Annotated in this window: 20 protein-coding genes; 4 read left to right on the top strand and 16 right to left on the bottom strand. The window is 63.1% G+C overall.

The features are described 5' to 3' along the window. Positions 1-55 precede the first annotated feature (55 nt). Complete coding sequence (gene ccsB, locus ATN38_RS30790; RefSeq protein ID WP_007729846.1) at positions 56-1,015, top strand: c-type cytochrome biogenesis protein CcsB; 960 nt, start codon at positions 56-58, stop codon at positions 1,013-1,015. Positions 1,016-1,028: 13 nt separating this feature from the next. Here ccsB and ATN38_RS30785 read toward each other — a convergent pair whose 3' ends face one another. From ATN38_RS30785 to ATN38_RS30750, 8 genes are all read right to left on the bottom strand, one after another. Continuing rightward, positions 1,029-1,544 carry a DUF1990 family protein gene (locus tag ATN38_RS30785; protein ID WP_218749372.1) on the bottom strand — a complete coding sequence of 172 codons (516 nt, stop codon included), beginning with the start codon at positions 1,542-1,544 and terminating at the stop codon, positions 1,029-1,031. Further along, positions 1,544-1,903, bottom strand: coding sequence for a VOC family protein (locus tag ATN38_RS30780; RefSeq protein WP_019748498.1), 360 nt, complete (start codon positions 1,901-1,903; stop codon positions 1,544-1,546). Before ATN38_RS30780 ends, ATN38_RS30785 begins: the two co-directional genes overlap by 1 nt. A 10-nt stretch (positions 1,904-1,913) precedes the next feature. After that, positions 1,914-2,555 carry a ScbR family autoregulator-binding transcription factor gene (locus tag ATN38_RS30775; RefSeq protein WP_218749322.1) on the bottom strand — a complete coding sequence of 214 codons (642 nt, stop codon included), beginning with the start codon at positions 2,553-2,555 and terminating at the stop codon, positions 1,914-1,916. A 159-nt stretch (positions 2,556-2,714) separates the two neighbouring features. Further along, the gene (locus tag ATN38_RS30770; RefSeq protein WP_007729850.1) at positions 2,715-3,635 is read right to left on the bottom strand and encodes a HAMP domain-containing protein; all 921 of its coding nucleotides are present in this window, start codon (positions 3,633-3,635) and stop codon (positions 2,715-2,717) included. A 145-nt stretch (positions 3,636-3,780) separates the two neighbouring features. Continuing rightward, positions 3,781-4,554, bottom strand: a complete 774-nt coding sequence (locus ATN38_RS30765; protein ID WP_037126390.1) for a cobalt-precorrin-6A reductase — start codon at positions 4,552-4,554, stop codon at positions 3,781-3,783. Then, complete coding sequence (gene cobM / locus ATN38_RS30760; RefSeq protein ID WP_003944967.1) at positions 4,551-5,300, bottom strand: precorrin-4 C(11)-methyltransferase; 750 nt, start codon at positions 5,298-5,300, stop codon at positions 4,551-4,553. Before cobM ends, ATN38_RS30765 begins: the two co-directional genes overlap by 4 nt. After that, entirely contained in the window at positions 5,297-6,580 is a 1,284-nt protein-coding gene (cbiE, locus tag ATN38_RS30755) for a precorrin-6y C5,15-methyltransferase (decarboxylating) subunit CbiE (RefSeq protein ID WP_218749321.1), read from the bottom strand. Before cbiE ends, cobM begins: the two co-directional genes overlap by 4 nt. Further along, positions 6,577-7,338 (bottom strand): SDR family NAD(P)-dependent oxidoreductase, encoded by a 762-nt coding sequence (locus ATN38_RS30750; protein ID WP_007729858.1) that lies wholly within the window; start codon positions 7,336-7,338, stop codon positions 6,577-6,579. The genes cbiE and ATN38_RS30750 overlap by 4 nt, the downstream gene beginning before the upstream one ends. A gap of 30 nt (positions 7,339-7,368) precedes the next feature. Here ATN38_RS30750 and ATN38_RS30745 point away from each other — a divergent pair, with 30 nt between their 5' ends. After that, complete coding sequence (locus ATN38_RS30745) at positions 7,369-7,794, top strand: PPOX class F420-dependent oxidoreductase (protein WP_030536346.1); 426 nt, start codon at positions 7,369-7,371, stop codon at positions 7,792-7,794. Here the strand turns inward: ATN38_RS30745 and ATN38_RS30740 are convergent, their stop codons facing one another. Further along, a complete protein-coding gene (locus tag ATN38_RS30740) occupies positions 7,795-8,931 on the bottom strand; it encodes a Xaa-Pro peptidase family protein (RefSeq protein WP_065352489.1) in 1,137 nt (378 codons plus the stop codon). 37 nt (positions 8,932-8,968) lie between these two features. On the opposite strand from ATN38_RS30740, the gene ATN38_RS30735 reads away from it, so the two are divergent. Then, complete coding sequence (locus ATN38_RS30735) at positions 8,969-9,934, top strand: 5'-3' exonuclease (RefSeq protein WP_003944862.1); 966 nt, start codon at positions 8,969-8,971, stop codon at positions 9,932-9,934. Between the two features lie 4 nt (positions 9,935-9,938). Here the strand turns inward: ATN38_RS30735 and ATN38_RS30730 are convergent, their stop codons facing one another. The 7 genes from ATN38_RS30730 to pafA all read right to left on the bottom strand — a co-directional run bounded on the left by ATN38_RS30730 (position 9,939) and on the right by pafA (position 18,532). After that, positions 9,939-10,751 carry a DUF4333 domain-containing protein gene (locus ATN38_RS30730; protein WP_218749320.1) on the bottom strand — a complete coding sequence of 271 codons (813 nt, stop codon included), beginning with the start codon at positions 10,749-10,751 and terminating at the stop codon, positions 9,939-9,941. Positions 10,752-10,803: 52 nt separating this feature from the next. Beyond that, positions 10,804-13,515 (bottom strand): RNA helicase, encoded by a 2,712-nt coding sequence (locus tag ATN38_RS30725; RefSeq protein WP_218749319.1) that lies wholly within the window; start codon positions 13,513-13,515, stop codon positions 10,804-10,806. A 48-nt stretch (positions 13,516-13,563) separates the two neighbouring features. Next, positions 13,564-14,592 (bottom strand): twin-arginine translocase subunit TatC, encoded by a 1,029-nt coding sequence (gene tatC, locus ATN38_RS30720; RefSeq protein ID WP_003945030.1) that lies wholly within the window; start codon positions 14,590-14,592, stop codon positions 13,564-13,566. A gap of 73 nt (positions 14,593-14,665) precedes the next feature. After that, positions 14,666-14,941: a Sec-independent protein translocase subunit TatA gene (gene tatA / locus ATN38_RS30715; protein ID WP_003944836.1), complete on the bottom strand. Its 276-nt coding sequence runs from the start codon at positions 14,939-14,941 to the stop codon at positions 14,666-14,668. 134 nt (positions 14,942-15,075) lie between these two features. Further along, positions 15,076-16,053, bottom strand: a complete 978-nt coding sequence (locus tag ATN38_RS30710) for a YafY family protein (RefSeq protein ID WP_030536343.1) — start codon at positions 16,051-16,053, stop codon at positions 15,076-15,078. Beyond that, the gene (locus ATN38_RS30705) at positions 16,053-17,063 is read right to left on the bottom strand and encodes a YafY family protein (RefSeq protein ID WP_003944939.1); all 1,011 of its coding nucleotides are present in this window, start codon (positions 17,061-17,063) and stop codon (positions 16,053-16,055) included. The genes ATN38_RS30710 and ATN38_RS30705 overlap by 1 nt, the downstream gene beginning before the upstream one ends. A gap of 110 nt (positions 17,064-17,173) precedes the next feature. After that, a complete protein-coding gene (pafA, locus tag ATN38_RS30700) occupies positions 17,174-18,532 on the bottom strand; it encodes a Pup--protein ligase (protein WP_007729869.1) in 1,359 nt (452 codons plus the stop codon). A gap of 144 nt (positions 18,533-18,676) precedes the next feature. On the opposite strand from pafA, the gene ATN38_RS30695 reads away from it, so the two are divergent. Next, the gene (locus ATN38_RS30695) at positions 18,677-20,095 is read left to right on the top strand and encodes a bifunctional phosphatase PAP2/diacylglycerol kinase family protein (protein WP_007729871.1); all 1,419 of its coding nucleotides are present in this window, start codon (positions 18,677-18,679) and stop codon (positions 20,093-20,095) included. Positions 20,096-20,109: the final 14 nt, after the last annotated feature.

Genomic DNA, 20,109 nt, shown 5'->3' with positions numbered 1-20,109 from the left:
CGATCGTGTGTAGTAGATTCCAAATGACAACCAACCGGTCGTTATGAGGAGTCTGATGTCGGTCGATCCAGTTCTCGCGCAGTACAGCGACTACGCCTTCGCGTCGTCTTTCGCGATTTACGTTCTCGCCCTGGTTCTTTCCGTCGTCGACTTCTCCAGCACACCCCTCTCTGCCACGGTGCGACCGGCACTCGCACATGCCGGAAGTGCATCGAATCCTGCATTGCCCGGCCGGATCGCATTGCTGCCGAATCGAACCCGCGCCCATCGTGCGGGTCGCGCTGCCATGTCTCTCATCGTCGTCGCCCTGGTCCTCAACGTCACCGCGCTTGCACTTCGCGGCATCTCGACGCACCGATGGCCTCTCGGAAACCTCTACGAGTACGCGCTTTTCCTCAGCGCGGCATTGGTGGCATGCTGGCTGGTCATTCTGCGGCGGTACCCGATTCGATCGTTGACCATCTTCGTTCTGTCACCCACCGTGGTGCTTCTGTTCGTCGCCGCCGCAAGCATGTATGCCGAGGCAGCGCCGGTCGTACCCGCTCTTCGTTCGTACTGGATCGGCGTGCACGTCACGATCATCGTCGCCGCCTCCGGCATCCTTACGTTCGCAAGTTCGGTCAGCGCACTTTTCATGATTGCCGAGGTGGGCCCGCAGTCGAAGAAACGCGCGTTGCGTTGGATTGCGGCACGACTGCCGTCATCCGAATTGCTTGACCGCGTGGCCTACCGAACAACGGTCGTCGGGTTCCCGTTGTTCAGCATCGGGGTGATCTGCGGGGCGATCTGGGCGGAGGCCGCGTGGGGACGTTTCTGGGGCTGGGACCCCAAGGAGACGGTCTCGTTCATCTCCTGGGTTCTCTATGCCGCGTACCTCCATGCGCGCGCTACCGCCGGGTTGAAGAACATGCGTGCGGCATGGATCAATGTTGCTGCGCTCGCCACCATGCTTTTCAACATGTTTGCGATCAACTACGTCGTGTCGGGATTGCATTCGTACGCTGGATTGAATTGACGCCTACAACGGGTCAGACCCGCGATCGGGCGACGCTCTGGCGGACGGCACGGATGTAGCGGCGCGTGACAAACGCCTGTACTCGACGTCCGATCGGAGCGCCGAGACGTACCCACCACGTTCCAGGCTTGGAGAATGCGACGATCTCGATACGAACCGCTTGGCTGGTCTCGTCGAACTGGACGACAAACAACTCCTCCCCGCATTCGGGGTGGCCTGCGCGGGTTCCGTACGCGAAGCCCTTGCGATTGGGTTCGTCTACGACATAGACGATCCGAACGGGGATAGTTACCGGACCGAGTCCGAAAGTCGCATCCTGACCCGCCACGGCGGTCGGGGCTGTCGTCCGTACGGCCAGTCCGGCTCCGCGGTGCATTCCCCAATTCGCGACGGTTCGAGCGGCAACCTCGAAATCCTCCCGTCCGGATCCGACCGTCGCGCTCTCGTGAACGTGGTGATAGCCGGCGGGGAGAACGCCTGACGTTGCGCCCACCTCGAGGTACGTCAGCCCGCCCGGGCGGGACGCCATCATTGCTCGCGTCGGTGGCTGAGGATGTTGATCACGTGGCCGTCGGGGTCGGCAGCGAAGAACCTGCGGACACCCCACGGCTCCTCGGTGACGGGATAGACGATGGTGTCGCCGCGCTGCACCGCGGCCTCGTACGCCGCGTCGAGATCGTCCACCTCGACGGAGACGTCCGGTACTACGGGCGCATGAGCGTCGTGCGTCATGACGCTGATCTGCAATGACGGATCCGTCGGCGAAGCCAACGTCACGATCCACCCGTGATCCATGACAACTTCGAGGCCCAGCACTTCGGTGTAGAAGCGCTGCGCGGCCTCGAGCGAACTACTCGACAGATCCGAAACTATCCGCGTGACGGCCATGTCCCGCAGGCTACGCCGCCGCCGGAGTCCACCGCGACTTGACGAGGCGCGCGATGTCACCGGAAAGTTCGTCGCTGACGATCCCCGGAAGCAGGATCTGCCACATCTCGTCGACACGATCCGGAAGATCCGAGCGTCGGGTGAGAACGTTCGAAACCAGCTGTACCCCCGTGAATGCCGAGGGCATGAACCTGCCGAACGATTCTGCGCTGACCGATTTTCGGATTTCACCTTCCGCCTGAGCTCTGGCGGTGAGATCGGTGATTGCCGAGATCCATTCGGCGTACGGTTCCACCGGCCCCTCGTACGTGCTCAGTTCCAGCGTGAGGCGAATGCCCGCGCGAACGATCGGCTCGTCGACAATCTGGCGTGCCATTTCGTGCGTGAGCATGATCATCTGTTCCAACGGGTCCTTGCCCGTCGCGGAAATCGCCTGCACCGACTCGATCGAGAGCCGATGCTGTTCGGCAATGATGAATTGCGCGAGCTCGTCCTTCGACGCGAAATGGAAATACAACGCGCCCTTGGTAGTACCGGCCCCCGAGACTATGTCGGCCATGCTGGTGCTGCCGTAACCAGTCTTCTCGAACTGCGCGGCCGCGCCGGCAACGATTTGCTGCCGAGTCAGCTCGGCGCGTGCTTGCTTGACCACTGAATCCCTCTCGTCCTCCAAAGGCCCCCGCCCAGCAAACCCCACGGTTCGCGCCACACTCCAGCTATACCCAAAAACTTCACAATTGCCCCACATTACCAGCGCTCCTTCCATTGCTTCAATTACGAATGCAACAAAGTCGCTGGTCAGACGTCCGATTTAGAGGGAATCTCCTCTCCCCAACGTGCTTTCGTCAACCCGCGCACGGTCCACCAACTCTCCGACGAGGAGCGTCAACTCCATCATCTGGTCGGTGATTTCCTCACGCAGCTGCGTTGCATCCGCCTCGGAAATCGCGCCGGACTTGGTATCGAAAGACATCAACAACTCGATATTGGTGCGAAGTGCAGTCAAAGGAGCCAGAAGGTCCTGGCCCGCTTCGGTGATCAGACTTCTCTGGCGTGCCCGCGATTCCGACAACGTCCCGAGCATCCGATTGAAACTGACTGTCAACGACGCCAACTCGTCGTCACCGGTCACCGGGATCGGCGCAAGATCATCCGTTTCGGCGACCCGCCGCGTCGCCGCAGTAAGTCGCGCAATCGGCCGTAATCCTGTGCGTGCCACAGCATCTCCGGCCGCGTAAGCTAGGGCGATTCCGGCCGCCCCGAGTGCCGCCAACACCACTGCCAGTCGCTTGAGTACCGAACGCGTCGGCCCCAGGGATTGCGCGACAACCAAAGTCTGGCCCGCAACCGAGGGCTCGACAAGAATTCGATACGCATCAACCGTCGCGATTGTCTGCGACGAATTGCCGTCTGCGATCGACCTGATGGCGTCTGCGCTCGTGCTGAACGGCGGCAGACCGGGAGTCGCCGTCACCAAGGCGCCGTCGGCAGTAAGAAGCCCCACCGCCTGGATGACCGCTGTATCCGCGCCGGCCGTCAATCCCAGAACCGGTGTGACACCGCCGAAATTGACGGTGTCGGTGATCGCGTCACTCGTGCGCTCGAGTTGTCGATCGACGTTGCCTTGCAAATACGCGTTGAACACTATGTACACCGCCGACGCCGACACGATCACCGCGATCGCCACCAGGCCTGCAGTCAGCAATTTCACGCGAGCATGGAGCGTCCGCACGTGAATTCCCGATGGTTTTCGACGGCTCATTCCGGGAACCGACACTCTCATGCGCGGTCCCGCAGTGCGGCGTCGAAAAATCCCAACATCCCTCCAGTATGGTCACGGAACCTTAGACGAACCTGAAGCGAACGCGATGTCGGCCTCACAGCGCCGTTCCACGACCGAAAGCCGTGAGCCAGTCCATCGCCTCGGCTTCGGTATCGAATGCCGGGACGGTCGCCGGGATCGGTGGTCGTTCGACGACGATCACCGGGATCGACAATTGCCTGGCTGCGGCGATCTTTGCGTACGTCTGCTCGCCGCCACTGTTCTTGGTGATCACGACGTCGATGCTGTGAGTTCGCATCAGATCGACTTCCGCTTCGATGTCGAATGGACCACGTGCGAGCAGCAATTGCGAGTGAGGCGGCAATGTCCCTGAAGGCGGATCGATCGAGCGGACGAGAAACGAGACGCTCTTCACGCGGTCGAACGCCGAAACTCCTTGCCTCCCGATCGTCAGAAAAGCGCGTGAGCCGACCGTCGGCACCAACTCTGCGGCGTGATCGAGATCGTGTGCCGGAAGCCAAGTGTCACCGAGTTGCTCGCGCCAGGGCGGGCGTCGGTACATGGCGTACGGCACGGAATTCGCAAGGCACGCTTCGAACGCATTCTGGGTGATGCGAGCGGCAAACGGATGCGTGGCGTCGAGCACTGCACGAATATCATTGGCCGACAACCACTCCGACAGCCCTTCGGCTCCCCCGAACCCGCCGATACGCACTTCCCCCTCCGGCCATCGAGGATCACGAACCCGGCCGGCCAGCGATGTGACAACCTCGAGGTCGGCTGAACCGGCCAAGCGAGAAGCGATCACTCGACCTTCGCCTGTGCCGCCGAGCAGGAGTACGCGGCGACGAGTACCTGTCGAGGTCAGTGTGTGCTTCTCTCGCGCGCTGCCGAGTAGAGGTAGCTGTCCGGAAACCCCTCCGCAGTCAACACTCGGCCGACGATCACGACGGCCGTCTTCGTGATGCCGGCCGCATGAACAAGTTCGACGATCGTCTTCAAAGTGCCTCGAACAACGATCTCCTCGGGCCGTGAGGCGAAGGCGACCACCGCGACCGGGCAGTCCTCGCCGTAATTGTCGGCCAACTCGGATGCGATCTGTTCGATGCGATGAGCGCCGAGGTGAATCACCATCGTCGCGCCGCTGCGGCCGAGGGACCGCAGATCCTCGCCCTCCGGCATCGCCGTCGACAAGGTGGAGACTCGGGTGAGAACAATGGTCTGCGAGACGCCTGGGACAGTCAGCTCGCGCCCCAGCGCGGCTGCAGCCGCGGTAAATGCAGGAACACCGGGAATCATGTCGAAATCGACTCCTGCGGCGTCCAGGCGACGAGCTTGCTCTGCCACTGCACTGAAGATCGACGGATCACCGGAATGCAAACGCGCGACGTCCAGCCCAGCGGAATCCGCTTCGACAAGAATCGCGGTGATCTCGTCCAGGCTCAGCCGAGCAGTGTCCACGACCTGAGCTCCGACCGGGCACCACTCGAGCAACTCCGCTGGAACAAGGCTGCCTGCGTACAAGCACACAGGGCTCGCAGCGATGATCCGTTGCGCGCGGACAGTGATCAAATCTGCCGCACCGGGACCCGCACCGATGAAATGAACGGTCATTGTGTGGATTCCTCCGGCGTATCTGTGTCTGCGCCTGCAGACGGCTGACGTTTTGTGACGGACCATTGGACCACCGGAAGTTGCGGTCGCCAAACGTTGAACGTTCCCAACGGCTCGGCGCGCTGCACCTGAAAGCGTCGCAGCGTCCCACCATGGCGACTCATCCAGCCGAGCAGCAACGATTCGGACTCGGCGGTCACGGCGTTCGCGACCAGACGACCACCCACGCTCAACTGCTCCCAGCACGCTTCGAGCATTCCCGGTTGCGTGACGCCGCCGCCGACGAACACCGCATCGGGACGTCGGACTTCGTCCGCAAACGCCTCCGGCGCGGCCCCTTTCACATTCAACGCGGGCACGCCGAGTTTGAGCGCGTTGGCACAGATCTGCGACACACGGCTCGCCGCCTTCTCGAATGTTGTTGCAGTGCAACGTGGGTGAGTTCGCATCCACTCGATGGCGACGGTTCCCGACCCTCCGCCCACGTCCCAGAGGTGTTCTCCCGGCGCCGGGGCAAGCGCGCACAACGTCAACGCACGGATCTCCTGCTTGGTCATCTGACCGTCGCCGACAAAAGCAGCATCCGGTAGCCCCGGGATTCGAGTCAGCCGCAAGAGAGGATCGGCCGCGATGCACTCGACGGCCAGAACGTTCAACGCGTCCACGTCCTCGTCCGCGTGATCCCACTCGTCTGCGACCGTGACGGTCCGCGATTCCCCGGCCCCGCCCAGCTGGGCCAGCACGGTCACGATCGATCGACCGAATCCCGCGCTGGACAACAGACGAGCCACCTCCCCCGGTGTCGAGCGCCCGTTGCTCAGAACCAACAGGCGCGCGCCATCGACCACTGCCGCCAAGACGGTCGCCGAGTCTCGGTTCACCAGGCTCACGACGTCGACCTCGGCCGATGCCCATCCCATTCGCGCGCTCGCCAACGCCACCGACGACGGGTGCGAGATCACTCGCACGTTGTCCGCGCCGAGCAGCCGGACCAACGTGACGCCTAGGCCGTGGAACATCGGGTCACCACTGGCGAGAACACATACTCTGCGGTCCGCGTTCTCGGCGAACATCGACGGCAACGCCGGAATCATCGGAGACGGCCAGGTGAGCCTGGTGGGCGCACGCCGTGCCCCGAGATGTGTCGCCGGGACCAAGTCCAGCTGGCGCGGCGACCCCATCAGGACCTCCGCACCGAGGATTGCGCCCTTTGCGCTCTCGGACAGCCCGTCCCAGCCGTCGGCGCCGATGCCGACGATCACCACCGGGTGTGCGGTCATCGCGGCATCCGGCGCCAGATCGTCTGAGGCAGAAGCCGCATGACGAAGAACACCGGCTGCAGAATTCGCGGAACCCACACACGCGTCGCCCCGGATTTCAGTCCCCGTACGACGGCGTCGGCGACCTGCGACGGAGTGCTCGACATCGGGGCAGGCGACATTCCCTCGGTCATCTTCCCGATGACGAACCCTGGCCGTACCAGCATCAACTGGACGCCCGAACCGTGCAGCGCGTCGCCGAGACCGCTGGCAAAACCGTCCAAGCCGGCCTTTGCGCTCCCGTAGACGTAGTTGGCGCGGCGAACCCGGACGCCGGCGACGGACGAGAACACCACGATCTTTCCGGTTCCCTGTCGGCGCATGATCTCTGCGAGGTGGGTGAGGATGCTGACCTGTGCCACGTAGTCGGTGTGCACCACCGCGACCGCGTGCGCCGAGTCGGTTTCGGCACGCGCCTGATCGCCGAGAATTCCGAAGGCCAGCACTGCAACCGAAATCCGACCGTGCTCGGCGACGACGGCGCCCAGGAGCTCTCCGTGAGTGTCCACGGCGTCGGCGTCGAACTCGACGGTGGAGACGTCGACAGCGCCGGCGTTTTTGAGCATCTGCTCCTGCTCCGACAGCTCTCCGCTGCGTCTGGCAGCCAGAACGATGTTGCGGCCCGGCGCGAGCCTGACCGCGATCTCGAGGCCGATCTCACTTCGTCCGCCGAGGAGCAGTACCGTCTCGATGTCATTCACGTTCGCACCCGCAGTCACCGCTCCAGTGTCCTGGATTACCGTCGTGGCATGACGCTCACCCCCTCCACCACGCCATCGTCACAGCAGACTCTCACCGAAGACGGGCTGAAGTTCGTCGGTGAATACCACCTCGCGACACTCACGACGTTGCGTCCGAACGGCACCCCACACGTCGTTGCCGTCGGGTTCACCTGGGACCAGGAAGCCGGAAAGGCGCGCGTGATCACCAGCGGTGGCTCACAGAAGGCGATCAACGCAGCGCGTGGCGGATACGCCGCCGTCAGTTCGGTCGACGGTGGCCGTTGGCTCACGCTAGAGGGGCCGGCACGCGTGCTCACCGACGCGGACTCCGTGGCCGACGCCGTTCGGCGCTATGCCGAGAGGTACCGCCAGCCACGGGTCAATCCCGCGCGCGTGGTCATCGAAATCGACGTCACACGCATACTCGGGTCCGCTGCGTTCAAGGAAAGCTGATCAGTCGAGGACAGTCAGGCCGTGCGGACGGTTGTTGAACGACTCGCAACCGTCGGCGGTCACGACGACGATGTCCTCGATACGGGCACCCCAACTGCCGCGGAAGTAGATTCCCGGTTCGATGCTGAAGGCCATACCTTCGACGAGTTCGATGGTGTTGCCCTCGACGATGTACGGCTCCTCGTGTACGGACAGCCCGATACCGTGACCGGTGCGGTGAACGAATACCTCTGCAAGCCCTTGTGCGGCAAGCACTTCGCGGGCTGCAACGTCCACGGATTCTGCGGAGACTCCTGGCCGCACCGAATCGACGGCGGCCTGCTGCGCCGCCTCGAGTACCGCGAACTGTGCGGCAACCTCCGCGGACGGCTGCCCCATGCTGTACGTGCGAGTGGAGTCCGAGTTGTATCCGGGCTCGACCGGTCCGCCGATGTCGATGACCACGATATCGCCGCTCTCGATCACCCGGTCCGAAACCTCGTGATGCGGATCGGCGCCGTGCGGGCCCGAACCGACAATCACGAACGCGGCCTCGGTGTGCCCCTCTTCGAGAATCGCCGCCGAAATCGCTTCGCCTACTTCAGCTTCCGTACGTCCGACGACCAAGAACTCGGCCATGCGGGCGTGAACACGGTCGATGGCCGCACCGGCTCGCCGCAACGCCTCGATCTCGGCGCCGTCCTTGACCATCCGCAATTCGCGCAAGACGCCGGTGGCGAGAATCGGCAACGCGCCCAAGGTGTCTGCGAGCGGGATCAGATGCAGCGCAGGCATCGCATCCGTCACCGCCACCTTCGCGCCGGTCGGGAGTTGCGCCGCCACAATCGCATACGGGTCGACACCGTCGACCCAGTCGAGGACGGTCAACCCGAGATCGCCCACTGCCGATTCCTTCAGCGACGCCAACTCCAACCGAGGAAGTACGACGGATGCCTTCGCCGTGTCCGCGGCGATGACCAACGCGGTCAAGCGCTCGAACGAGTCAGCCCGAGAACCCGTCAGGTACCGCAGATCCGGACCGGGAGTCACCACCAGACCGTCGAGACCTGCTGATCGAGCCAACTCGGCGGCACGAGCGATACGTGCGCCGTACACGGCGCTGGAGAATCGGGAATCCTGTTCGGCTGGAGACGTCATGGCTTACAGGTTAGTGCCGACTGGCAGGATGGTGACCATGAGTGGGCCATTGCTTCTCCTCGACGGTGCCAGCCTGTGGTTTCGTGCGTTCTACGCACTGCCCGAGTCATTCGTCGACCCCGACGGCAGACCTGTCAACGCGGTGCGCGGATTCACCGACATGGTTGCTTCCCTGATCACCAAACACCAGCCGAGTCGTCTCGCGGTGTGCCTGGACTTGGACTGGCGACCGCAGTTCCGCGTCGACGCCGTTCCGACGTACAAAGCACATCGCGTCGAGGAAGGCTCTGACGGTGCGTCCGAAGAAGTTCCGGACACGTTGACGCCTCAGGTCGACATGATCATGGACGTGCTCGCTGCAGCGGGTATCGCGACGGCGGGTGCAGTCGGACTCGAAGCCGACGACGTACTGGGAACGCTTGCCGCCACCGAGCGCGAAGATCTCACCGTCGTCGTCAGTGGTGACCGAGACCTACTGCAGGTCGTCACCGACGAGTACGTGCCCGTCCGTGTCCTGTACGTGGGCCGTGGCCTGTCCAAGGCGGAACTCTTCGGACCGGTCGAGGTTGCGGAGAAGTACGGAGTCCCCGGTGACCGTGCGGGCGAGGCTTACGCCGAACTCGCGGTACTGCGCGGAGACGCCTCCGACGGTCTACCCGGCATCAAGGGTGTCGGTGAGAAGACTGCGTCGACACTGATGCTCCGTTACGGCTCGTTGGCCGGACTTCGGGCGGCTGCAGCTGATCCTGAATCGGATATGGCCAAGGGGATTCGCGCAAAACTGACCTCACCTGAGGCAATGGCTTACCTTGATGCTGCGTTGCCGGTCGTACGAGTGGTTCGCGACGCGGACGTTCAGTTCTCGAAGGACGACCGACTCCCGGCGACCCCCGTCGATCCCGCACGCCTCGAGGAAGTGGCGGCCTCGCTGAACATCGAGCGCTCGGCCGGCCGGCTTGCCGCCGCGCTCGAGGCTGCGGCGGCAGGCCGTTCCGACCAATAGGGCGTCAGCTCGGGCGGCTGACCTCGTACGTGCCGTTGTCGTCGACAAACGTCACGGTCACGTTCGACTTCACACCCGCGATCGAAAGCGTGCAGGTGAACTTGTTGCCTGACTTGACTTCCTGGTCCGCGGGGCACTGAACGTTGCTCACGTTCTTCGCCCCGTAGGACTCGGTGACGATCTTCTCGACGCCGGCCTGAGCCGCGCTCTGATCGAGTGTGTTCTTGCCGAAGACTCCGAACACCAGGGCCACCACGACAGCGGCAAGAACGACGAGAACGCCGATCGCACCGAAGATCAGGGGCTTCTTCGACTTACCCGACTGGTTTCCGGGCGCACCGGGACTCGGGAACGGCTGAGCCTGGTTCCACTGGTTCTGCTGTCCCGGAGTCTGCCCGGGGGCCGTGGCGCCCCACGCCTGCTGCGGTGCGGCAGCCGGAGGCTGACCCCACGCCTGGGTTGCGTCAGGTGACTGCTGTTGCCCGGGCTGACCCCACGGCTGTGCGGGAGGTTGTTGCTGGGGTTGTCCCCACGGCTGTTGCTGGCCGGGTTGTCCTTGTCCAGGTTGCTGCGGCTGACCGTACGCAGGCTGACCACCCGGCTGGCCGTAGGCAGGTTGTCCCCACGGCTGTTGCTGGCCGGGCTGCGGTGTTTGACCAGGCTGACCCCACGGCTGTTGCTGGCCGGGCTGCTGACCAGGCTGCTGTTGTCCGCCCGGCTGCTGAGGATTCTGCCCCCACTGCTGCTCGTTCGACTGCTGCTGATCACCAGGACCCCATTGCCGATTCGGATCGTTCGGTCCGTAAGGCCCGCTCATGTTCGCCTCCCACTCGAAATACCAGTCTGCGAATCAAACCACATAGTTGCGGTCATGCTGCGTCGACAGCAACTACCCCGCGACGAATTGCAGCTACCGCCCGCGCCGCAGTCTTCGCAACGTCGGCGTCCGTCGAAGTCAGGCGGACCTGATCGAGGAGATCGATCACCTGACGACACCAACGTACAAAGTCACCCGCAGACAGCGCACGACCCTGCACTCCGGCCGCGATCAGTGCGTCGACAAGCGAGTTTTCGCTCGCCCAGTGATAAACGGCAGTGACGAATCCGAGATCCGGTTCCCGCGTCGGCGGCAGCTTGTGGCGAATCTCGTCCGACCGCAGTTCGCTCCACAATCGTTGAGTGTCGTTGAGGGCGTGACGAAGCGCCGCTGTCGGCACCCGATCGACGGTGTCCCCGTCCCGACGTGATTCGTAGACCACCGAGGACACGACGGCCGCCAGCTCGGCCGGGCTGAGTCCTGTCCACGCCCCGGTCCGCAGGCATTCGGCGACCAGAAGGTCGCTTTCCGAGTAGATGCGGCTGAGTCGTCGTCCGGATTCGGTGACTTCGGGCGCTGCTTCGGCAGTCATGTACTCACGCTCTTTGAGTAGCGCAATGATGCGGTCGAACGTCCGCGCCAACGAGTTGGTGGTGGCCGCAGCCTTTTCCCTCATCGACTGCGTTTCCCTGGCCAGCCGGTTGTAGCGCTCACCGATCCGGCTCAGATGTTCACGATCGGGCCAGCTGTGGCACGGATGCGAGCGAATAGCACGTCGCAAAGTAGCGACCTCGGCATCTTCGGACGCGCCCGCCTTGTGGCGCTTCTTTCGCCGGGGGGCACTGATCCCGGTACTACGCAACGCCGAGGCCAGATCGCGCCGGATCCGGGCGGTGTGGTGATCGACATGCTTGGGCAGTCGCATCTTTCCCAGAACGTCGGCTGCTTCCGGGAAATCACCCGAGGAGACTCGGCCGGCCCACTGGTCGGCAGTCAGAACCAGCGGACGCGGGTCCTTCGGATCGTTGTCCGGGACGAGGACCACTGCCACCCCGGAATGACGACCGATGGGAATTGCGATCACGTCACCGCGGGCGAGTGCACGAAGGGACTCCACCGCATCTCCGCGTCGGTCTTCGCGGCCCTTACGTTCGAGCGCGCGCTCGCGCGCACTGAGCCGCTCACGCAACGACGCGTATTCGAAGTATTCGCCGTCCGCACCGCCGAGTTTCTCCTGCAAACCCTTCAGTGCTTCTTCGTTCCGCTCGATGCCACGCACCAGGCCGACCACCGAGCGATCCGCTTGGAACTGCGCGAAGGAACGTTCGAGCAGATTCCGTGAATCCGCCGCGCCCATGCGTTCGACGAGATTGATCGACATGTTGTACGAGGGGCGGAACGAACTGCGGAGCGGGAACGTCCGTGTCGACGCCAAGCCGGCGACATCCGTCGGCTCGACCCCGGGCTGCCACAGGACCACAGCGTGGCCTTCGACGTCGATGCCGCGTCGGCCGGCCCGACCCGTCAGCTGCGTGTACTCCCCCGGCGTCAGTTCGGCGTGCGATTCACCGTTGTACTTGACCAGACGTTCGAGCACCACCGTGCGTGCCGGCATGTTGATGCCGAGGGCCAGCGTCTCGGTCGCGAAGACCGCCCGCACGAGCCCCTTGACGAACAGTTCCTCGACTGTCTGGCGGAATGCCGGCAGCATGCCGGCATGGTGAGATGCCAGTCCGCGTCGTAGTGCCTTGCACCAGTCCCGATATCCGAGAACTTCGAGATCCTCTTCGGGTAGTTCCCCGGTGTGTTTCTCGATGATGGTGTCGATCTCGCGGACCTGCTCCGGCGAAGTGAGATCCAGTCTGGACCGCAGGCACTGTGCAAGAGCCGCATCACAACCGGCGCGGCTGAAGATGAAAGTGATGGCCGGGAGCAGTCCGGACTGATCGAGCTGAGCGATGACGTCAGGTCGTGGCAAGGGCCGGAAATCGTTGGAACTCTGGTAGCTGCCGCGTCGTCCGCGGCCACGCGGCTGCCAGCTCTCGACGCGTTCGAGAGCCTGACGCTGCTTGACGTGGCGAACCAGATCCTGGTCGACGAGCACGGTCTTCGGCCCGGCAGCAGGATGACTACGACTGTCGAAGAGATCGAAGATTCGCCTACCGACCATGATGTGCTGCCACAGCGGGATCGGCCGAGTCTCGTCCACGACCACAGTGGTGTCGCCGCGGACGGTTTCCATCCAGGCACCGAATTCTTCGGCATTGCTCACGGTCGCCGACAAACTCACCAGGCGTACGTCCTCGGACAGGTGCAGGATCACTTCCTCCCACACCGCCCCACGGAACCGGTCGGCCAGGTAATGCACTTCGTCCATGACGACGTGCGAAAGCCCGCGCAGTGCCTCGGAGTTGGCGTAGAGCATGTTCCGCAGGACTTCGGTGGTCATGACGACCACCGGTGCGTCGGAGTTGATACTCGAATCACCCGTCAGCAGACCGACTTGGCCGGGGCCGTACCGCTCGACGAGTTCAGCGTACTTCTGATTGCTCAACGCCTTGATCGGCGTCGTGTAGAAACACTTGCGGCCCGCCGCGAGAGCCAGGTGGACAGCGAACTCGCCGACCACGGTCTTGCCTGCACCGGTCGGCGCGCAGACAAGGACGCCGTGGCCCGCTTCGAGCGCAACGCATGCCTTCACCTGGAATGGATCGAGTTCGAACTTCAGGCTGGACGCGAACGTGCTCAGTTCACTCTTGTTCATAACCACCTCGTCAGGGTTTCACACGCCGCCGACGTGGTGGCACGGCGCTCAGAGAGTGTCAGTGAAATCCTGGCCGGGCGCGTTGTCGCCGGCGGTGTCGGATTTCTCCGCGACCGGAGCCTTGGACTTGGACTTACGTCCGAACAATCCACTCGATTCGGCCTTGGGTTTGGTCGGATTGTCGAAAGCCTCGTTCAGATCGGACGGAGCCGAGATGGAGGAAGCTTCCTCGTCGGACAGTGCGCCCCAGTCTTCACCGGCGCGCTTGGCCTTACGTTTGTCGTTGAGGCGAGCGATCTGTACCGCGACCTCGAAGAGAAGCGTCAGAGCCAGCGCGAGCGCCAACATCGAGAACGGATCCGACCCTGGCGTGGCAACTGCAGCGAATACGAAGAGCCCGAAGATCAATCCTCGACGCCAGGCCTTCAAACGCTCGTAGGTCAGAATGCCGGCAAAGTTCAACACGACGACGAGCAGTGGAATTTCGAAGCTGACGCCGAAGATGAGCAGCAGATTGATGATGAAGCCGAAGTACTCCGAACCACTGAGCGCGGTGATCTGGACGTTGTCACCGATGGTCAGGAGGAAGTGCAAAGCCTTCGCCACGACGAGGTACGCCAGGATTGCGCCGAGAATGAAGAGAGCGGCACCTGCGGTGACGAATCCGACCGCGTAGCGACGCTCTTTGGCGTAGAGGCCCGGGGTGATGAATGCCCACAATTGGTAAAGCCACACCGGGCAGGCAAGAACGATGCCGGCGGTGAGCGCCACTTTGAATCGCAGCATGAACTGCTCGAACGGCCCGGTCGCCAGCAATCGGCACGCGTCGTCGGTGCTGAGGTTGGCGCGACTCTCGGACGGAAGCTCGCAGTACGGTCCGCGAAGCAGATCGCCCAGACTTTCGAGACCGAGTATCGAGTGTGAATACCAGAAGAAGCCGAACGCCGTGGTGATGATCACGCCGAGGAATGCGAACAACAAACGAGTCCGCAATTCGTACAGGTGGTCGACCAACGACATGGTGCCGTCTGGGTTGACCTTCCGCTTGCGGTTACGCGGGTCTAACGGAATACGCACTGTGCATCCTGGTCTTGGTCAGCAGACAACCGGGGTGAACGAATATTTCACCCCGGCTAGAACGCAGTGTGTACTAGAGCGGCTTGACTTCGGTCGGCTGCGCAACAGGTGCTGCTGCACCGTTTGCGACCACCGCGGTGTTGGCCGTCGGCAACTGTGCCGGAGCAGGCTGTGCGACCGGCGCGCTTGCGGGCGCCGCATCGTCGTTCTGCATTTCCTTGACTTCGCTCTTGAAGATGCGGAGGGAACGACCCAGACCGCGTGCTGCATCGGGAAGCTTCTTCGACCCGAACAGAATTACGACGACAACAGCGACAATCAGCCAATGCATCGGCTGCATTGCACCCATAACGACCTCCCATGATCAGATTCCTCGATGCTACCGGACACAACCGGCGCTCGGAGGTGCCAAAGCACTTACTTCAGCTACCTTTTACCTGTTTGTTTCCTGCGAACTCACTGAACGTGAAGTTTCCCGAAGTTTTACGAACCGATTACGTCATAGGCGTCGAGCGCCGCAACGGCTCGATCATGGACTTCGGAGACCAGTTCCGGCGGATGAAGGACCCGAACGCCCTCACCGAATCCCAACACCAGCCTTGCCATCCATTCAAGTGTTCCGAAACTCATCGTCGCCTCGACCGACCCGTCGTCGTTCACGTGCTCGACGTCCAACGGGTAGTAGTCGAGCATCCACACCCACTCTTTGGTGATGAACAACCGCGCTTCCGGAAGGGAACCGTCGCCGCTGAACAATTCGAGATTCGAATCCTCCTCGAGGGCCTGCGGCGGCGGGTCGGCGGGCTCGTCGAGTTGGACGGCGGCGTCGATCCGATCGAATCTGAACAACCGCACTCCCTCGGCTTGACGGCACCACGCCTGGAGGTAGCTGTAGTTGTCGACCAACACGATACGAACGGGGTCGACGATGCGCTCGGAGACCGCGTCGCGCGAGGCGGAGTAATACGTCAATCGCAGGGCGGTCTTGTCTGCGAGCGCGGCTCTGACCGTCGCTGCTATCGGGTCTTCGGCGATGTCCGGCGCCGGCGATGTGTCCCGGTCCTGACCGATGGCTCGTGCCGCGGCAGAGCCTGCTGCGTCCTCGATCTTCGCGATGGCACGCTGCGCCGAGGACGGATCGACCATGCCGGGCATTTCCACCAAGGACCGCAGGGCGATCAGCAACGCCGTCGCCTCCGTCGAGGTGAGGCGCAACGGGCGATCGATCCCGGCCGAGAACGTGACCTCGATACTTTCCTCGGAGAAGGACAGGTCGATGAGATCACCGGGACCGTAACCGGGCAGTCCGCACACCCACAGTTGATTGAGGTCGGTCATCAGTTGAGTGGTGCTGACACCGAGCTCCTCGGCGGCCTCGGCGGGACTGATGCCAGGATTTGCGATGAAGTACGGCACGAGGTTGAGCAGCCGTGCCAACCGCGACGACAGTCGATTGCTCATCAGTGGTCCCCCTGTCCATTGCCTGTGATCGGGCTCGCCGCGGCGGCGCGCAGCTTCGCGACGACCTCAGCACGCAAATCCGGTGGGTCCAGCACCAATGCGTCCAACCCGTGACCGGCGATCAACCGAGCGGTCCATTCCCAGGATCGGACGGGGATGGCCAGCACGCTGCCGTCGCGATCGGTCAACCGCCGTTCGGACGACGACGTCGCAAGCCGCCGAAGCTCATGGGCGCGGCCGTCTGCGACCCACACCGTAGCCGTCCCGGTCACGACGCCCGAACCGGTCACGCGATCGACGACCTCGCGAAGGTCGACACCTTCAGGTTTGTGAACCGAACCGGCCGGGCCGAACTCCCTGACGTCGTCACCGATCCGTGAGAGCCGGAAGGTCCTCACCGCATCACGGTCGACGTCGTGCCCGACCAGGTACCACTTGCCGTTGTGCGTGACGACGCCCCACGGTTCGACGGTGCGCTCGGTGAACGGTTCGTTCAATGCGCCGCGGTGCTGAAAATGAACTGCTCGGCCGGCGTCGACCGCTGCAAGCAGCTTGCCGAGCGCGGGCTCCGAACCGCGAGTGCGTGCCGGAATCGCGGTGACCGGGGCGGCACTGACTTCTGAGTCGACCTGGACGCCGGCCGCTCGGAGTTTGAGTAGTGCACTCTGGGCTGCCGAAATCAGTTCCGGCGACTCCCACAACTGCACCGCGACGGCGACTGCAGCAGATTCCTCGCTGGTGAGGTCCACGTCCGGAAGCTCGTAGGCGTTGCGATTGATCCGATACCCCTCGACGGTCGAGAACCGTCCTGCCAGACCGGTTTCCAACGGGACACCCAGGTCACGAAGTTCGTTCTTGTCGCGCTCGAACATGCGACTGAACGCTTCGTAGTTCGCGGAATCGTTGTACCCGGCCACACTGTCACGGATTTTCTCCGCCGTGAGGAACTGTCTGGTGGACAGCAACGCGATCACCAGGTTCATCAACCGCTCGATTTTTGATGTCGCCACGCCGAAATCCTAGTGGCTATCCGATAACCGAACGCGCGCCGGACACTTTCGTGCCCGGCGCGTCGCCGCAAAACAGACCTGCTGTGTTGTAAATCGTGAAATTGGGTGACCTACATCGAAGCGATCAAACGCTCGACACGCTCGTCGACGGAGCGGAACGGGTCCTTGCACAGCACCGTTCTCTGTGCCTGATCGTTGAGCTTGAGGTGAACCCAGTCGACTGTGAAGTCCCGGCCTGCTGCCTGGGCTGCGGTGATGAAGTCGCCCCGCAATTTGGCGCGCGTGGTCTGCGGCGGATTCTCGACGGCGTCGTCGATCGTCTCGTCCTCGGTGACCCGCTTGACCAAGCCCTTGCGCTGGAGCACGTCGAAGACGCCCCGGCCGCGTTTGATGTCGTGGTACGCCAAGTCGAGCTGCGCGATCTTGGGATCGGACAGATCGAAACCGTGACGGTCCTGGTATCGCTGGAACAGCTTGCGCTTGATGACCCAGTCGATCTCCGTGTCGACCTTCGCAAAATCCTGAGCTTCGACGGCGTCGAGGGTGCGACCCCACAGGTCGACTACCTGCTCCACCTGCGGGTCCGGTTCGCGGTTACGCAGATGTTCGACCGCCTTGGCGTGGTACTCGCGCTGAATATCGAGAGCACTGGCCTGACGTCCACCAGCAAGGCGAACCGGCTTTTTACCGGTCACGTCGTGACTGACCTCGCGGATGGCACGAATCGGGTTGTCCAAAGCGAAATCGCGGAACGACACCCCGGCTTCGATCATCTCGAGCACCAGTGCGGCAGAACCGACCTTGAGCATCGTCGTCGTTTCGGCCATGTTCGAATCGCCGACGATCACGTGCAGGCGGCGGTACTTCTCGGCGTCCGCGTGCGGTTCGTCGCGGGTGTTGATGATCGGACGCGAGCGAGTGGTAGCCGACGAGACGCCCTCCCAGATGTGTTCCGCGCGCTGCGAGAGGCAGAACGTCGCGGCCTTCGGAGTCTGCAGTACCTTTCCGGCGCCGCAGATCAACTGGCGCGTGACGAGGAACGGCAACAAGACATCCGAAATGCGGGAGAACTCACCGGCGCGCGCGACGAGAAAGTTCTCGTGGCAGCCGTACGAGTTTCCGGCCGAGTCGGTGTTGTTCTTGAAGAGATAGATGTCGCCACCAATACCCTCCTCGGCGAGTCTCGCCTCGGCGTCGATCAGCAGTTCTTCGAGCACACGCTCACCGGCACGGTCGTGATTGACCAGCTGGATGAGGCTGTCGCACTCGGCCGTCGCGTACTCCGGGTGCGAACCCACATCCAGGTACAAGCGGGCTCCGTTACGGAGGAAGACGTTGGAGCTGCGACCCCACGACACGACACGACGGAAGAGGTAACGAGCAACCTCGTCGGGGCTCAGTCTCCTGTGCCCGTGAAAGGTGCAGGTAACGCCGAATTCCGTCTCGATACCCATGATTCGTCTCTGCACACTTCGACAGTACAACCAGAATGCGAGGTTCACCCGTGTACTTCGATCGCGTCGTAAGTCACGACTCGACAACGTCGGGCGGCAGCATAGTGTGACGGTGTGAGCCTTATTCGCCGAAAAGTTGTCCGAAGCGACGTCAAAGTCATGGAAAGCACTGGAGCACTGCGCCCTTCCGTGCTCGACCCGACCATGCGGTTTCTCTCCAGAGCCGCCGATCACGGCGTTTTGTGGATGGTTGTCGCCGCCTTGCTCGCGATGATCGGCGGGCGGCCCCGTAGGGCAGCAGCACGCGGGCTGCTCGCACTGGCCGGTTCCAGCGCGCTGGCCAACGGCATACTCAAGCCCCTCTTTCCCCGCCGACGCCCACCGGCACGCGTCTGGCTGAGCCCGAAGCGAGGCGTCGACATTCCGACGTCGTCCTCGTTCCCCTCCGGACATTCGTCTTCGGCCGCGGCATTCACCGCGGCAGTGGCCATGGAGTCCCCGGTTGCTGGAGCTGCTCTGGCACCACTGGCCGCAGCAGTGGCGTACTCACGCGTTCACAACGGAGTCCACTGGCCGTCCGACGTCTTCGCAGGCCTCGCGGTCGGCGGTGCTATCGCTGCCGGCACACGTCGTTGGTGGGCGGTGCGGGACGAAGAGCCCGCCGAACTCGGACCCGAGTGCGTGGTTCCCGCGCTCCCGCGCGGAGAAGGCTTGTTGGTCTTCACCAATCCTGGTTCAGGCTCCGAGGACGACGGGATCGTGGAATCGATTCGAGAACTACTACCGGAAGCGATCGTCTACGAGTTCGACGCGGACATCGACTTCGACATGCAGATCGATGCCAAGATCCCCGAGCTCTCGCCGAAAGCGTTGGGTGTATGCGGCGGCGACGGAACAGTGGTCACGGTCGCGACCGCGGCGACAAAGCATGAGCTACCACTTGCGGTTTTTCCCGGCGGAACATTGAACCATTTCGCCCGCGACGTCGGGGCGGTGAATGTCGAGGAGACCGCACAGGCAGTCGAGTCCGGTCAGGCGGCATTCGTCGACCACGCGGTGGTGCGCACGGATTCCGGAGTGACTGCACGGTTTCTCAACACAGCCAGCCTCGGTGGATACCCGGATGCTGTGCGCCTGAGGGAAAAATGGGAACCGCGTTTCGGTAAGTGGCCGGCCGCAGGAGCCGCGATGATCCGGGTTCTCGCAGCGGCGGAGCCGATGACGGTGACCATCGACGGGAAGCGGACCACAATCTGGATGCTGTTCGTCGGAAACGGGCGATACTCCCCCGCCGATCAGGTGCCGATGTCGCGTCCGGAGATGAACCGTGGACTACTCGACGTCCGCTATCTGCGCGCGGACAAGAAATTCTCGCGCTCACGTCTGCTGTTTGCGGCTGCCACAGGAACATTGGGCAGCTCGCGGGTCTACGTTCGCGAACTCGTCTCGTCGATGTCGGTCCGAGTCGCCGATTCACCGGTAGCCATCGCCACCGACGGTGAAGTGGTGGCAGACGCGCGCCGGTTCGATTTCGACACCGAACCGGGCGCGGTGGCCGTCTACCGAGTCACTCAGTAACTCCAGACCTGCAG

This window comes from Rhodococcus sp. FH8 (assembly GCF_019266085.1).
Taxonomy (GTDB): domain Bacteria; phylum Actinomycetota; class Actinomycetes; order Mycobacteriales; family Mycobacteriaceae; genus Rhodococcus_F; species Rhodococcus_F qingshengii.
The sequence above is the reverse complement of the archived record's forward strand: the minus strand, read 5'-3'. Positions and strand labels throughout refer to the sequence as shown.

What these genes read in the sequence shown, in the direction of transcription:
- ccsB (WP_007729846.1), top strand. Translation starts at nt 56, where the DNA reads ATGTCGGTCGATCCAGTTCTCGCGCAGTACAGCGACTACGCCTTCGCG.
- ATN38_RS30785 (WP_218749372.1), bottom strand. Translation starts at nt 1,544, where the DNA reads ATGGCGTCCCGCCCGGGCGGGCTGACGTACCTCGAGGTGGGCGCAACG.
- ATN38_RS30780 (WP_019748498.1), bottom strand. Translation starts at nt 1,903, where the DNA reads ATGGCCGTCACGCGGATAGTTTCGGATCTGTCGAGTAGTTCGCTCGAG.
- cobM (WP_003944967.1), bottom strand. Translation starts at nt 5,300, where the DNA reads ATGACCGTTCATTTCATCGGTGCGGGTCCCGGTGCGGCAGATTTGATC.
- cbiE (WP_218749321.1), bottom strand. Translation starts at nt 6,580, where the DNA reads ATGACCGCACACCCGGTGGTGATCGTCGGCATCGGCGCCGACGGCTGG.
- ATN38_RS30745 (WP_030536346.1), top strand. Translation starts at nt 7,369, where the DNA reads ATGACGCTCACCCCCTCCACCACGCCATCGTCACAGCAGACTCTCACC.
- ATN38_RS30740 (WP_065352489.1), bottom strand. Translation starts at nt 8,931, where the DNA reads ATGACGTCTCCAGCCGAACAGGATTCCCGATTCTCCAGCGCCGTGTAC.
- ATN38_RS30735 (WP_003944862.1), top strand. Translation starts at nt 8,969, where the DNA reads ATGAGTGGGCCATTGCTTCTCCTCGACGGTGCCAGCCTGTGGTTTCGT.
- ATN38_RS30730 (WP_218749320.1), bottom strand. Translation starts at nt 10,751, where the DNA reads ATGAGCGGGCCTTACGGACCGAACGATCCGAATCGGCAATGGGGTCCT.
- ATN38_RS30725 (WP_218749319.1), bottom strand. Translation starts at nt 13,515, where the DNA reads ATGAACAAGAGTGAACTGAGCACGTTCGCGTCCAGCCTGAAGTTCGAA.
- tatA (WP_003944836.1), bottom strand. Translation starts at nt 14,941, where the DNA reads ATGGGTGCAATGCAGCCGATGCATTGGCTGATTGTCGCTGTTGTCGTC.
- ATN38_RS30710 (WP_030536343.1), bottom strand. Translation starts at nt 16,053, where the DNA reads ATGAGCAATCGACTGTCGTCGCGGTTGGCACGGCTGCTCAACCTCGTG.
- ATN38_RS30695 (WP_007729871.1), top strand. Translation starts at nt 18,677, where the DNA reads ATGGAAAGCACTGGAGCACTGCGCCCTTCCGTGCTCGACCCGACCATG.